At 67.2% G+C, this 14,156-nt stretch carries 13 protein-coding genes; 9 read left to right on the forward strand and 4 right to left on the reverse strand.

The window, feature by feature from the left end; all coding sequences use genetic code 11:
* Positions 1 to 31: 31 nt before the first annotated feature.
* Positions 32 to 469 (reverse strand): response regulator, encoded by a 438-nt coding sequence (locus tag VGO20_RS03780; protein ID WP_327500957.1) that lies wholly within the window; start codon positions 467 to 469, stop codon positions 32 to 34.
* 110 nt (positions 470 to 579) lie between these two features.
* Between VGO20_RS03780 and VGO20_RS03785 the strand changes: the two genes are divergently transcribed.
* Complete coding sequence (locus VGO20_RS03785; protein WP_327500958.1) at positions 580 to 1,374, forward strand: response regulator; 795 nt, start codon at positions 580 to 582, stop codon at positions 1,372 to 1,374.
* 31 nt (positions 1,375 to 1,405) lie between these two features.
* Here VGO20_RS03785 and VGO20_RS03790 read toward each other — a convergent pair whose 3' ends face one another.
* The gene (locus VGO20_RS03790; protein ID WP_327500959.1) at positions 1,406 to 1,660 is read right to left on the reverse strand and encodes a GlsB/YeaQ/YmgE family stress response membrane protein; all 255 of its coding nucleotides are present in this window, start codon (positions 1,658 to 1,660) and stop codon (positions 1,406 to 1,408) included.
* A 132-nt stretch (positions 1,661 to 1,792) separates the two neighbouring features.
* Between VGO20_RS03790 and VGO20_RS03795 the strand changes: the two genes are divergently transcribed.
* The 7 genes from VGO20_RS03795 to VGO20_RS03825 all read left to right on the forward strand — a co-directional run bounded on the left by VGO20_RS03795 (position 1,793) and on the right by VGO20_RS03825 (position 10,649).
* Positions 1,793 to 2,959: a polysaccharide pyruvyl transferase family protein gene (locus VGO20_RS03795; protein WP_327500960.1), complete on the forward strand. Its 1,167-nt coding sequence runs from the start codon at positions 1,793 to 1,795 to the stop codon at positions 2,957 to 2,959.
* Entirely contained in the window at positions 2,934 to 4,343 is a 1,410-nt protein-coding gene (locus tag VGO20_RS03800) for an FAD-dependent oxidoreductase (protein WP_327500961.1), read from the forward strand. The genes VGO20_RS03795 and VGO20_RS03800 overlap by 26 nt, the downstream gene beginning before the upstream one ends.
* Positions 4,344 to 4,637: 294 nt before the next feature.
* Positions 4,638 to 5,903, forward strand: a complete 1,266-nt coding sequence (locus VGO20_RS03805) for a lipopolysaccharide biosynthesis protein (protein ID WP_327500962.1) — start codon at positions 4,638 to 4,640, stop codon at positions 5,901 to 5,903.
* 42 nt (positions 5,904 to 5,945) lie between these two features.
* On the forward strand, positions 5,946 to 7,178 hold the full coding sequence (locus VGO20_RS03810; protein ID WP_327500963.1) for a carboxylate--amine ligase: 1,233 nt from the start codon (positions 5,946 to 5,948) through the stop codon (positions 7,176 to 7,178).
* Entirely contained in the window at positions 7,175 to 8,008 is an 834-nt protein-coding gene (locus VGO20_RS03815; RefSeq protein ID WP_327500964.1) for a metallophosphoesterase family protein, read from the forward strand. The genes VGO20_RS03810 and VGO20_RS03815 overlap by 4 nt, the downstream gene beginning before the upstream one ends.
* 63 nt (positions 8,009 to 8,071) lie before the next feature.
* Complete coding sequence (locus VGO20_RS03820; protein ID WP_327500965.1) at positions 8,072 to 9,268, forward strand: GNAT family N-acetyltransferase; 1,197 nt, start codon at positions 8,072 to 8,074, stop codon at positions 9,266 to 9,268.
* A 37-nt stretch (positions 9,269 to 9,305) separates the two neighbouring features.
* A complete protein-coding gene (locus VGO20_RS03825; RefSeq protein WP_327500966.1) occupies positions 9,306 to 10,649 on the forward strand; it encodes an O-antigen ligase family protein in 1,344 nt (447 codons plus the stop codon).
* 75 nt (positions 10,650 to 10,724) lie between these two features.
* Here the strand turns inward: VGO20_RS03825 and VGO20_RS03830 are convergent, their stop codons facing one another.
* Positions 10,725 to 11,780, reverse strand: coding sequence for a polysaccharide deacetylase family protein (locus tag VGO20_RS03830; protein WP_327500967.1), 1,056 nt, complete (start codon positions 11,778 to 11,780; stop codon positions 10,725 to 10,727).
* Positions 11,752 to 12,921 (reverse strand): glycosyltransferase, encoded by a 1,170-nt coding sequence (locus VGO20_RS03835; protein WP_327500968.1) that lies wholly within the window; start codon positions 12,919 to 12,921, stop codon positions 11,752 to 11,754. Before VGO20_RS03835 ends, VGO20_RS03830 begins: the two co-directional genes overlap by 29 nt.
* Positions 12,922 to 13,316: 395 nt before the next feature.
* Here VGO20_RS03835 and VGO20_RS03840 point away from each other — a divergent pair, with 395 nt between their 5' ends.
* Positions 13,317 to 13,955 carry an HD domain-containing protein gene (locus VGO20_RS03840; protein WP_327500969.1) on the forward strand — a complete coding sequence of 213 codons (639 nt, stop codon included), beginning with the start codon at positions 13,317 to 13,319 and terminating at the stop codon, positions 13,953 to 13,955.
* The last annotated feature ends 201 nt before the right edge of the window (positions 13,956 to 14,156 follow it).

Genomic DNA, 14,156 nt, shown 5'->3' on the forward strand with positions numbered 1-14,156 from the left:
GCTGCGCGAGCGCCGGCCACGATGACGCCGGTCAGGCCGCCGCCCCGTCGTCGAGCGCCTGCCGGATCGCCCGTTCGAGCGTCTCGGGGACGAACGGCTTCGGCACGACGGGCCCCAGATCGGCCAGGCCGCGCCGGTCCAGGTCGGTCGCGAAGGCACTGACGAAAACGACCGGCAGCCCGAACCGCGTGCGGATCCGTCGGGCTGCCGCCACGCCGTCGCTGAGGCCGAGGCGGATATCCATCAGGACGAGGTCGGGGCGCCGCGCTTCGACCTGGCTGAACGCGTCGGCCGCCGACGTCGCGTAACCTTCGAGCACGTGACCGAGGGCGATGACCGTTTCGCCGAGATCGAGGGCGACGATGGGTTCGTCCTCCGCGATGAGAATGCGGGCTGCTCTATGCATCGGGTGGATGATCGTCCGAATGGGGTACGCCGCGTCAACGGCTCCCTGGGCACTTTGTTCCAAGGAGGGCGGCGTGGCCTTCCTCCGGTTTACGGGTACCCCCATAGCGGGCCTGGATATGGGGTCCCGGCATGCTAAAACTGGATTCTGGACGGAAGCGGTTCCACGCGGCCATGCGCATCTACCAACGACAGCTCTACGAGCATCTGCCCTATCTTCGGCGATATGCCCGCGCGCTCACCGGCGCCACCGAGCAGGGTGATGACCTCGTGCTGGGGTGCATCGAGGCGGCGTCGATGGCGCCGCAGCGTTTTGGCGTGCCCAACGGATCGCGGGCACCACTCTATGCGCTGCTGAACCTCCTGTTCGACCGCAGGGGCGAAGGACGTCCTCATCAGACGGATCACCCGATCGAACGTGCCCTCGCGCGGCTCGTCGAGCGGGAAAGGCGGCTCTACCTTCTGGTCGCGCTGGAGGACCTGCCGCTCACCGAAGCGGCACGGGTCGTCGGCCTCGACGCCGAGGCCGCTTGCCTCGCCCTCGCGCGTGCGCGCGACGTCCTTCGCAGCGCGCTGACGGCACGTGTCCTCGTCGTCGAGGACAACGTGTTCGCTGCGCTCGATCTCGCCAGAACGATCACCGGGATGGGCCACGAGGTCTGCGGGCCGGCGGCGACCGAACGGGAGGCACTGGCGCTCGTGAACGCCGAGAACCCCACCCTGGCCATGCTGGACGTCCGCCTCGGGCGCGGCGAGAACGGCATCGTCGTCGCGCAGAAGCTGCGCGACGCGTTCGGGTTGCCGGTCATCTTCGTGACCGGTTGCCCGGGCGAGATAGATCGGCTCGGCATCACGCATATGGGGCCCGTCATCACGAAGCCCTTCACGGCGCAGACCGTGCAGCGGGCGGTCGCGGATGCCGTCTTCTCGCCGCGGCCGCCCGAACCGTCCCCGGCCGTCCTGCACTGAACGGCCGCCTCGCCCGGTCGCCTCGGCTGCGTCAGCGTGCCCGTCTACGGGTGACGGCCCGATAGATCGCCAGCAGGATCATCGCGCCGATCACGGAAGCGATGAAGCCGGCTCCGTCGTTGGGGCCGTACCAGCCGACCGCCTGGCCGAGGAACGTCCCTACGAAGGCGCCGGCGATACCGAGCAGCAGGGTCATGATGATGCCGCCGGGGTCGCGCCCGGGCATCAGCAGCTTGGCGACCGCTCCCACGACCAGCCCGATGATCAACGTCCAAAGGATTCCCATGGTGGATCATTCCCTCAAAATGGCATGCGCACCGCAGGCAACGTACGACGGCTGCCGCCGTTCCGCCAGGAACGGCTGCGGGGACCGGTTGTTGAGGGCCGAACCGGGAGCGAAGGCGGGAGGAACGGGCGCATGACCACGGTCGGCATCTCGGGGTCGTATGGCGGCCTCAATCTCGGCGACGAGGCCATCCTCGCCTCCGCGACCGCGCAACTGCGCATGGCGATACCCGGCGTCGAGGTGATCGCCTTCTCGCGCAACGCGGAACACACCCGGCGCAACCACGACGTCGACAGGGCGATCAATGCCCGGACCGCCCTGCGCGACCAGATCCTTCCCGAGGTGAAGCGCCTCGACCTCCTGCTGCTGGGCGGCGGCGGCATCCTGTACGACACCGAAGCCAAGACCTATCTGCGCGAGGTGGTGATGGCCCAGGAACTGGGCGTGCCGACCTTCGCCTTCGCGATCGGCATCGGCCCCCTGAAGGACAAGGAGGAGCGCGACGCCGTTCGCGACGGGCTGAACCGCATGGCCGGCATCACCGTGAGGGAGATCACGGCGAAGCGTCTGTGCGAGGAGATCGGCGTCACGATGCCCGTGAAGGTCACCGCGGACCCGGCGCTGCTGCTCGACCCGGAACCGTTCACCGACGACATGCTGAACCGGGAAGGCATCCCGGACGATGCGCGGCTGATCGGGATGTCGGTCCGCGAAGCGGGTGCCGCCGCGCCCGGGCTCGAGGGTGCCGCTTACCACGACCTGATCGCCACCACCGCCGACTACATGGTCCGGCGCTATGACGCACGCGTGGTCTTCGTGCCGATGGAGCGCGCCGACCTGCGCGAGATCCATCGCGTCCTCTCGCGCATGGGCGACCCGAAGCACGCGCACATCCTGAAGGCGGAATACCGGCCTCGCCAGATCCTGGGCCTGATGGGCCGGTTCGAGATGGCCGTGGGCATGCGGCTGCATTTCCTGGTCTTCGCCGCTCTCTCGGGCGTTCCCATGATGGCGCTGCCCTATGCGCCCAAGGTGATGGATTTCCTGACCAGCCTGGACGTCGAGCAGCGGACGGCCGTCGAGGAGGCGCATGCCGGCGCCTTCCTCGCCGACCTCGACCGCTTGTGGGACAACCGCGACGCCCAGCTCGCAGCCGTCGCCGACCGCCTGCCCAGGCTCCGGGCCCTCGCCAGCCGCACCGTCCCTCTGGCGGCGGGCGTCATCGGGCTGGGCCAGGGAACCGACGACGTACAGGACCGCACGGGAGAAGACCTTGCCGGTACTCCGATCGCCTATTGAAACCGTCCGCGAGGACCTGCCCGGACGCACCGCCCTCGTCGCCGCGCATTGCGACGTCCTCGTGGTCGGGGGCGGGCCGGCGGGCATGGGAGCGGCACTCGGCGCCGCCTGGGCGGGAGCCGACGTCGTGCTGGCCGAGCGATACGGCTTCCTCGGCGGGAACCCGACGGTGGCTCTCGTCAATCCGCTGATGTCGTGGCACACCCAGTCCGCCGACCAGCGGAACCAGGACCTCACCCGCCTGCTGCCGCAGGACCACGGCCCCGGGGATCCGGTGGTCGCGGGGGTGCTGAGGGTGTTCCTGGAGCGCCTGCTCGCCGCCCGGGGAGCCGATGCCCCGACGCTCGAGACGGGCTTCACGGTTCCCTTCGACCCCGAAACCTACAAGGGCGTGGCGCTCGAGCTGATGGACGAGGCCGGCGTGAAGCTCCTTTTCCATGCCTTCGCCTCTGGGGTCGCCGGCCCTGCCCGGCGGCCGCACGGGATCGTGCTCGAAAGCAAGTCCGGGCCGCTGGTGGTACGGGCCCGGATGCTGGTCGACTGCACGGGCGATGGGGACGTGGCGGCGGCGGCGGGAGCGCGGTTCGACGTCGGGCGCGAGGGGGATGGCCGCGTTCAGCCGATGACGCTGATGTTCCGGATCGTGAACTTCGACCGGGACCGTTTCGCCGCCTACATCCGCGAGAACCCGACCCAGTGGCGCGGAGTGCACGGGCTCTGGGACCTCGTCGCGCAGGCGACCGAGGCCGGAGACCTGGATCTCCCGCGCGAGGACATCCTGTTCTTCGCGACGCCGCACCGGGACGAGCTGTCGGTCAACTGCACGCGGGTCACCGAGGTGCTCGGCACGGACGTGTTCGACCTCAGCCGGGCGGAGTTCGAAAGCCGCCGGCAGATGCGCCAGATCGCGAACTTCTTTCGCAAATACGTTCCCGGCTTCGAGAACGCCTACGTCGCGCAGAGCGGGGTCGCCATCGGAGTGCGCGAGACGCGCCGCATCCTCGGCGACTACGTCCTGACCGCGGACGACGTGCTGGGAGCCGCCCGGTTCCCCGATGCGATCGCGCGCGCCAGCTATCCCGTCGACATCCACAACCCGACCGGCAAGGGAACCGTATTGCGCCGCCTGCCGCCCGGTAGCTGGTACGAGGTGCCCCTGCGCTGCCTGCTGCCCGAGGGGATCGACAACGTGCTGGTCGCCGGGCGCTGCATCAGCGGCACGCACGAGGCCCATTCAAGCTACCGCGTCACGCCGACCGCCATGGCGACCGGGCAGGCTGCCGGGATCTGCGCCGCGCTTGCCGCGCGCGACGGGTGCGCACCGCGTTCCGTCGCCGTCGGCGAGGTCCAGGAGGAGATCCGCCGCCAGGGCGGGGTCGTCTAGGCGCGCCGCCTCACCCGGGATCACCCGTAAGGCGGGGCCGCCGCGATCCCGACCGGCCGTTCGGGTAGCCGGAACGCCGCCCGCGGCGCCCCGGCCCGGGCAACCGGCCGGGCGGGTACTGCCGATGGAGATTGCGGAGCGGATGAGCCTATCCGGCATTCACGTGTTTAGCCTGATGGTGCACTCAGCACGGAGCCCGCCCCGTTGCGTCCGTTGTCATCCATCGGCCCATTGTTGCCAAACGGTACACTCCGTCTGGTCCGGGCGGCCGGCCGCAAGCCATTCGTCCGGGGCGTGCTGGTCCTGGCCGGCGGGACGGCGGCGGCCCAACTGCTGACCGCAGCCGCTTATCCGATCCTGGTCCGCCTGTTCGATCCCGAGGAGTTCGGGCTCTTCGCCTTGTTCAGCGCCATCAGCATAACTTTCGCGGGGGTCGCGAGCTGGCGCTACGAGTACGCCATCGTGCTCGCAAGAACGCAGGAGGAGGCCGTCAACCTTCTGGCGCTCGCGATGCTTCTCGTCTTCCTGACCGCGATCGTGGGAGCAAGCGGGGTCATAGCGTTCCTGGGGCCCGAGCTCCTGCGGCTGCTCGATGCCGAAGCGATCATGGACTATCTCTGGCTGCTGCCGCTGACGGCTTCGACCTGGATATCCAGCTACGTCCTGACGTTCTGGGGAACGCGCGAGGGCACCTTCGCCTTGATCTCGCTGTCGCAGATCTGGCGGTCGCTCGGGACGGTCGTCGTCCAGGTCGGCGCCGGGCTCCTGCAGCTCGGCGTGTTCGGGTTGATCCTCGGAATGGCGCTCGGATCGGTGTCGGCGGCACTGGTCCTGCTGCACCAGTTCAAGGGCCGCTGGCGCTCCATGGCGCTGACGGTCGAATGGCGGGAAATGGCACGCCTCGCACGCGTGCATCGGGATTTCCCGCTCTACAACACGCCGACCTCGGTGCTGAACTCCACCGCGGTGACCATCCCGGTATTTCTGCTGGCACCCCTGTTCGGCCCGGCGGTGGCCGGCCTCTACTGGTTCACCGACCGCCTGCTGGAAATGCCGATGAGCATGGTCGGCAACGCGGTCCGCCGCGTCTTCTATGCCGATGCCGCGGACAGGTTCCGGGAGGACGGGGCGCTCTTCGTCCCCTTGCTGCGCACCATGGCCTTTCTGGCCGCGCTGGCCCTTCCGGCGGCGGCGGTGACCATTCTCGCCGGCCCGCAACTATTCGCGATCGTCTTCGGCCATGCCTGGCGCGAGGCGGGTGTCTTCGCGCAGTGGCTCGTCCTTTGGTGGACGTTCCGGTTCATCGCCGTCCCGGTCCATATGCTGGTTCCGCTCCTGGGCCTCCAGCGGACCTTCTTCCTGCTGGAGCTGGGCACGTTGCCGCCGCGCGTGGCGGTGCTGCTCCTGGCCGCGGCCCATGCGGATGCCCTGGCCGCAGTCGCCGCCTATTCTTTCGTCGGGATCATCTCGAGCCTGGCCTGTATCGCCGTCGTCATCCTTCGTGTCCGGCGCCACGACGCGGCCCTGTCGGCTGGAACCGCGTTGGCGGTGCGACCCTGAGGAAGGAAGACGGCCATCCGTACCCGAATCCGGAGATCGTCCATGCAGCACAGTCCGTCCGCAAGAGACATCGCAGCCCCGGTTCCGGCCAGCCCGTCGGCCGTCATGGGCCGTACCTCCAGCGACGGCGCCGACGCATGCGTCATGGGCGACATCAACATGGTGCGCCCGCTCGGCCTGGCCGGCATCTCCTGCGCGGTCGTTACCGGTGCCGACGATCCGACCCTCGACTCGCGCTTCAGCCGGCCGGCTTTCTATTGGAGCGACTTCGAGAACGACCAGGCCGGGCTGCTGGAGGCGCTGATGGGGTTCGGGGCCGCCCGGCGCGGCCGGCCGGTGCTGTACTACCAGCAGGACACGCAGCTCCTGCTGATCTCGCGGCACCGCCGGGTGCTGTCGGAGGTATTCCGGTTCGTGCTGCCGGACGCCGACCTGGTGGAAGACCTGGTCGACAAGGCGCGGTTCCAGCAGCTTGCCGAGCGTCTGGGCCTGCCGGTTCCTGCGACCAGGCGCATCCGCCCTGCGCCGGGAGCGCCGTTCCCGGATCTGGGGCTACGATACCCGGTGATCCTGAAGCCGCTGACGCGGCTGCGGTCGTGGGACCTGCTAGGCGGCGAGGGCAAGGCGCTGCGGGTCGACGGCCCGGACGAGTTGCGCACGCTGTGGCCCCGGCTGACGGAAGCGGGCATGGACCTGCTGGCCCAAGAGTTGATACCGGGGCGGGAGACCCGGATCGAGAGCTATCACGTCTACGTCGATGCCCGGGGACGCGTCGCCGGGGAGTTCACCGGGAGGAAGATCCGGACCTTCCCGCGAGCCTACGGTCACAGCACCGCCCTCACCATCACGGACATCGACGGCGCCGCAGCGGACGTGGCGGCGCTCGGCCGTGAGCTGGCGGCCAGATTGAACCTGCGGGGCGTGGCCAAGTTCGACTTCAAGCGCGCTCCGGACGGCACGCTCCGCCTGCTCGAAGTGAATCCCCGTTTCAACCTCTGGCATTATCTGGGAGCCGTCGCGGGGGTCAATCTGCCGGCGCTCGTGCATGCGGATCTGATGGGCCTGCCCAGGCCGCCGACGGCTCGCGCGCGGCCGGGCGCCTGCTGGTGCAATCTTCGCAAGGACCGGGTTGCCGCGAAGGAGGAGGGAATATCCCTGACGAGCTGGGCGGCCTGGGCCCTGCGGTGCGAGGCGAAGGCGCTGTCCCTCGACGATCCGATGCCGTTCCTGCGCAACTTGCTGCGGCGCGTTCTTCCAGGGGGCCGGCACCGGTGAGATATGCGATCCTTTCGGACGTACATTCCAACCTGGAAGCGTTGCGGGCCGTCCTCGACGCCATTTCCGGCGAGGACGCCGGTCGCATCGTGTGCCTCGGCGACATCGTGGGGTACAACGCCGACCCGGGTCCGTGCGTGAGCCTGCTCCGCGAGGCCGGGGCGCATTGCGTGGCGGGAAACCACGATCGCGCCGTGACGGGACAGATCACGACCGACGGCTTCAATCCCCTGGCCGCCAGGGCGGTCGCCTGGACGCGCGGGCAACTCGGCGCGGAGGCGATGGATTTCCTGCGCGGGCTTCCGTTGAAGGCGAGCTTCGGCAGCGATCTCGTCGCGGTCCACGGTGCACTGCATCCGGACGTCGGATGCGAACTTGTCCGCCTCGACAGCGACGAGCGCCGTCGCTTGAGCTTCGAGGCCCTGGTCGAGCACCCGTCCGGCAGCCGGATCTGCGCTTTCGGGCACACGCACCGGCCAGGCATCCACGAATATCGGCATGGAACGACGCTGACCCACGCCGGCGACGAGGTGATCATGCGCGAAGGTGCCCATTATCTCGTCAACCCCGGCACGGTGGGTCAGCCGCGGACGGGCGATGACCGGGCGACCTACATGGTACTGGACACCGAACGCGCCACGATCTCGATCCGGCGCGTCGTGTACGACATGCGCCCGGCGCTGTCCAAGACGCGCAAGGCGGGCCTAGCGGCCCGGCTGTCGAGGGTACCCGAGCCTTATCGGTCGGTGCTGAGGCGCATCTGGAGGTCCGTGCCCGGACGGGGCTCGCAATCGTGGCAGCGTCGATTGTGGCCTAAGCCTGAAGCCTAACACCGGAACACGGGGCGTGTTCCCGTCGTTTGGGGGCGGTGGTTCCGCAGCTGCGAGCTTTTCATGGATACGATGGTGTGCGCCACGGTCGAGAGGGAGATGCCCGTGATCGACGTGGATCTCCTGCCTCTTTCCGAGGTGCCGCATCTGGACCGGTTGTGGACCGATCTGGAGGCCCGCGCCGACGGGTCTTTCTTCCTGTCATGGCTTTGGGTGTCGTGCTGGCTGGAACATCTGCCCAGCGGGTCCCGGCCTTTCGTCCTGGTGGCCCGGTCCGGCGAACGCGTCGTCGGTCTCGCCATCCTCTGCCGCGCCACCGTTTGGCGATACGGGCTACTGCGCAAGCGCTGCTGGCTGCTGCACGAGACCGGGGATAGGGTGTTCGACCGCCTCACCGTCGAATACAACGGGATTCTAGCGGACGAAGGCTGCCGCGAAGTCGTATGGACCGTCTTCCTGGACTGGCTGGCTCGCAACGTCGGGGATTGGGACGAAATGGTGCTGAGCGGCATATCGCCGGATTTCGAGACCGCGGTCCGGAGCCGGGCCGTATCCGGGGGGCATCTCGTCCATGTCCGGCGGGCAGAGACGGCCAAGGGGGTCGATCTGGCCCGCGTGCGTCGCGACGGGGGCGAATACCGGGCCGGGCTTGGCCGGAATACCCGCTCGGCCGTCCGGCGCGCGGAGCGGCTCTATGACGAGCGCGGTGGCATCGCCTTTGAAATCGCAACGACCGCCGACGAGGCGCTCGGTTATTTCGAGGACATGGAGGCGCTTCATCAGGCGGCGTGGAAGGCACGCGGCAAGTACGGGGCCTTCGACAACCCCGTCTTCCGCCCGTTCCACCGGCGCCTGATCGAGCGCGCCACGTCCTCGGGGCAGGTGCGTCTCTGCCGGATCACCGCCGGCGGCCGGCCGATCGGCTACCTCTACAATTTCGTCTCGGGGAACCGCGTGCTGAACTATCAGAGCGGGTTTGCCTACGAGTCCGACAACCGTCTCAAACCCGGCCTGCTCAGCCATGTGCTGGCGGTCGAGGACGCGCTCGCGCGCGGCGAGGCATATTACGACTTCCTGGCGGGATCGTCGGGACACAAGCAGCACCTGTCGAACGATCGACAGCGTCTGAACTGGATCTCCGTGGAACCGGACGGAATGCTGGGACGCGTGGATGCCGCCTTGGGCGCATTGCGCGGCCGGCTGACGGCATTGCGGCGGAGCGCTTCGGCGACCCTATCCGACGTGAAGGCCCGTCGATGAGCGAGTTCTTCACGAAAGAGGCTGGAGGAAGGCCCTTATGACGCCGCTGCAATACTATCTCGTGCGCATGGTGGAGCGAGGTTATGCCGTCATCACCCTGCTTCTTGTCATGGGCGCGTTGCAGCCCTTCCTCGTGACCTGGCGGACGGGGACAAGCGATCCCAACCTGAACGAGATGATCGAACAGGGAAATATCCGCTTCCAGATCGTGTCGCTGTCCTTGTACGTGATCGCACTGCTGGTTCTGCTTGCGGTACGGCACCGCCTGCCGACCCTCCTCGCGCGCAACTGGAGCCTGTTGGCGCTCGTCGGGCTGGCCGTGCTCTCCGCGGCGTGGTCGTACTACCCGGACGCGACTTTCAGGCGTGGGATCGCTCTCGTCCTTACGCTCGGATTCGCCCTGTACCTGGTCTTGCGCTACTCGTCGCTGGAACTGCTGGAACTGCTCGGCGTCGCCATGGTCATCGCCGCCGTCATGAGCTACGTGTTCGTGTTCGCGTTTCCGGTATATGCCATCCACAGCTTCGACCAGCATCACGGGACCTGGCGGGGAGTGTTCGACCACAAGAACACGTTCGGGGCCGTGATGGGGCTCGGGGTTCTCGTATGCGTGACGCTGTGGCGGACGGGCGGGCCGATACGTCGGCCGTTCGCCGCGGTCGGCATCGCACTGTGCGGATCGCTCCTGGCTCAGTCGTTCTCAGCCACATCCTGGACCGTCACGGTCGGCGCATTGCTGTCGATGGTGTTCCTCAACCGCCTGCGGGCGTCCCCGTTCCCTCTCGGGGTCAGGCTGGGCGTCGTGCTCGCCATCGGCTTCGGCGCCATCTTCCTGCTGACGGCCCATTTCCTCGTGGTCGGTCTCGACATGCTGGGCCGCGACCTTACCTTCAGCGGCCGAACGACCATATGGCCCCTCGCGCTGGAGGCCGGCATGGAACATCCGTTCCTCGGGGCGGGCTACCGCGCGTTCTGGTCCCCGATCGGCGCCGAATACGTCTATGCCCGCCTGTCCTGGAACGAGCAGCTCGGCAATGGGCACAATGGCTATCTCGACGTCTGGCTCGAACTTGGTTTCGTCGGGTTTGGGCTATTCCTGGTGATGTTCCTGACGCTCGGGCGTCGGGCCTATGTCCGGCTGACGACATCCCGGGATGCGGTGGGGCTTTTCTACGTGATGTTCTTCCTGTTCTCCTTCGTCTACAGCATCACGGAGAAGTTCCTGCTCGAGCAAACCGACATCCTGTGGCTCGTCCTGATGGTGTGCCTGCTGTATCTGACGCCGGTCCGTCAGGAGAGCGGCGCGCCGGCTTCGGACCGCGCGAGGCTGCCGCAGGGGCCGCGTCGGCACCCGCAGACGCCGGCCAGCGAACCGGCCTGATCTTTTCGGCCGTACATAACGAAAAAGGCCTGGGGCCCGAAACGGGCCCCAGGCCTTTTTCACTTGGACATCCGTTCAAGCGCTCGATACGCGGGGGGAGACGGTCGCGGCCGCCGGTTGGTACGCTCGCACGAAACCCGCTTCTCTGACCTCGACCGAGGGCTCGCGGAGCACATCGCTGTAGTTGGCGCGAAACTCCTTGAGCGTGCTTCCGCAGTACCGGTCCTTCATGGCATCGAACAATGCGTCGAGATCGTCGTAGAGCGCGTCGATCGACTTTTCCGTCGGGAAGTTCGGGCTGCCACCGGGCATCAGCTCGGATGAATGCAGCATGAATTGCGCGTAAGGCGTATTTCCGTACCAGAGGTCGTGGGCAAGCTCGATCATCTCCTCGCGGTTGTCCCCGTTGGGGCGCAGCCACTGCAGGCCGACCAGCGGCTTCAGCAGATGGTACCCGAGGCGGGTGCGGTAGATGCGCCGCATCGTGCCCACGGCCAGGGACGTCCAGCGCGGACGGATGGACATCGGCAATTCGAGGAGCTGGCTCTTGCCCGGCCGCTCGATATCGTCGAGGTCCACGAAATAGGGCAGTGCCGGGAAATCCCTGTAGTCGCTGCCGCCGCGCGTGGCGCCTCGTGCATGGATCCAACTCACATGCGGTGTGACCGAACAGTCCACCATGTAGCCGTTGGCCACGAGCTCGCGGGCATAATCGGAATTGATGGCCCAGCGCCCGGCCCGATGGCTGACCATGTCGGTTTCGAAGGTTTCTTCGAGCAGATCGGTCAGGAAACGGATCTTGGCCGCCATCACCTCGCGGGGAAACTCGATCAGATATGGCGAGCAGGCGTAGTCGTCGCTCGTCAGGCGGTGGTCGGGCGGCGAATGCCAGGCATGGAGATGAAGACCGATTTCCGCGGTGTTGCGATGCAGCAAGTCGCGAGCGAACTCCACGAAGCTCGCATTTACGGCCATCTCATAGTTGACGAGATAGGTAGGCTTGTAGCCGTACCTCTCGCACAGGGACTGGAACCGGGGAAGGAAGGCCGCATTGTGGCTCGTGATCCGCCGCGGCCTGGCCCAAAGGTTGTCCCCCTCGGTGTCAATGGTGATGAGAAGCGGCTTCTTCATGTCGGTTTGCTGTCTCCACCTGGAGTGCTTTGCCCGATTTGGGGGGCTGTGGCCCAAAGGCGAGGCGCAGATAGGCATCGACGGCGCGCTCGAGGCTGAATTGACGGGCCTTGCTGGTGAATTCCACCGCCGGACCTGCCCGCTCGATGGCCCGTCGCATGCCGGCGGCCAGCGCTTCCGGATCATCGACCGGCGCGAGGTCGCCCAGCGCGCCGTTCTCGAGGATCTCTCTCGTTCCGCCGGGGCAATCGGTCGCGACCACCCGAGTGCCGCATGCCAACGCTTCGATGAGGACGGTGGGTAGCCCCTCCCAGTGCGAGGACTGCACGAAGACCGAGGCCCGCTTCATGAACGGGAATGGATTGGCGACGAACCCTTCGAGTCCGACGTCGGCTCCCACTCCCAGGTCGTCGGCGAGTGCGCGCAGTTGATCCCGCTCGTCGCCGTCACCGAGGATCAGCAGCCGCGCCGGACGTTCTGCGCGAAGGCGCGCGAAGGCGCGCACGAGCAGCGAGTAGTTCTTTACCGCGACGAGCCGGCCGGCAGCGAGAACGACCGGCGGTTGGCCGGCTGCCAGCCAGGGGTGATGGCACGGCTCCTCGGCCCGGCGGTAGAGGTCGTCGGTAATGATGCCGTTGTAGATGACGTCGATGCGGCTGCGTGCGATGCCGCAGAAGCGGGCCAGGTCGTCCGCGACCCCGTCGGATACCGTCACTATGCCGGTGGCGCGTGGGTACAGCCAGGGAACCATGCGGTGCGAGAGGCGTACCGTCCTGGCAGTCTCCACCTCGGCCGTGCGGGAGATCATGCTGTGCTCGGTGACGATCACGCGGGTAGCGGTGCGGGCGAGCGTGGCCGCGAGGAGGGCGCCGACATTGACGTGGGGCAGGGCGCTGATCAGCGCGTCGGGCCGCTCGCGGCGCAGGTAGCGGGCGAGAGCCGCGATGCTGTTGAGCATGCGGCCGGTTCCGAGTTCGCTGACGCGGAGCTTCGGGGAGATCGCGTCGAGATAGGCTCCCTCGCGGCGGACCAGCAGAAGGTCGACGTCGCACGGCCGTTCAGCGAGACCGGCGGCGAGCTGCAGCATCGCTCGCTCCGCTCCTCCGCCGTAAAGGTCCTGCAGCAGAACGCAAATCCTCATGTCGGGTCCCGTCGCTGTCGATTCGACGTGATGGCCCACGGATCACGGAGTACTGTCCTGCACAGACCGCGATCTCGTTGCTGATCACAGTTCATTTTTAACATTCCAACAGTTAAATTAAATGGATAAATGGGCTATGGGCCATTTTGGGCGCCCGCTTGCGGAATGGGCGTTGTAATCTAGGTAGCTGCCATTTTGCGGCTTTCAATGTCACTTGGGTTTGATCCAGGGGTGTTACCCTAAACTTGCCCAGTCCAGGAGATTGAGCGCCGGCAGGTGAGAAATGGCTGCTGCCTGGTATTTGGGAACCAGAGGTGACGCTCTCCCGTCGTCGGGGTAGCCCCAGCCGCTTCGCCACTGGCGCCGTGCGGGTGAAAGGGAGTATCACGGGTCTCATGAAGATCGAAACGAGTGCCGATGGAGATCGGCTCACGCGCATCCTCGATTTCCTGCTCCTGATCGACCGATTCAAGACGGTCGAGCGCCGGGGCTATGTCGGTTCCGACGGGGCGCGGCGCGAAACCGACGCGGAGCATACCTGGCACATGGCGATGTTCGCCCTGCTGCTGCACGGCGAGCTCGGCTTCGAGGCGGACATCGGACACACGCTCTGCCTCGTGCTGGTTCACGATCTCGTGGAGATCCATGCCGGCGACACCTATGCCTACGATGATGCGGGGCGCGCCGGCCAGGAGGAGCGCGAGCTTATCGCGGCACGGCGTCTGTTCGGCACGCTGCCCTCCGATCTCGGGAACCGGCTGCACGAGTGGTGGCGCGAATTCGAGGAGGGAGCGACACCGGAGGCGCGCCTGGCCAAGGCGGTCGACAGGCTCCAGGGTTTCGCACAGAATTTCCTGTCCGGAGGGCGTGCCTGGCGCGAGAACGGCATCGCTCGCGAGCGCACGCGACAGCGGACCGATTTGCCGCGTGCGCTGGATCCGGCGCTCGCGTGGGTGGTCGACGAGATTTATGCGCGTGCCGACCGGGCCGGCTTGTGGCCACTGACGGAGAGTGGCCGGGACCCCGTCAAGTGACGGGCTGCTTGCGCTCGGTCGGTCATGGACCGATTTAGGCGACCGATCTAGGCAACCGGCCTAGGCGGTCGCTGGGCGGTGCCGCCCTTCAGCGTTGTTCCATGCCCAGTCGACCAGGGTCGCGACGAAGCGCTCGAGGATGGAACTTACCTCGGCGGCGGCCTCGGGCCGATAGCGGAACGGCGGCTCCTCATCCATGTA

Source organism: Arenibaculum sp. (assembly GCF_035998295.1).
Lineage (GTDB): Bacteria > Pseudomonadota > Alphaproteobacteria > Azospirillales > Azospirillaceae > DASYHS01.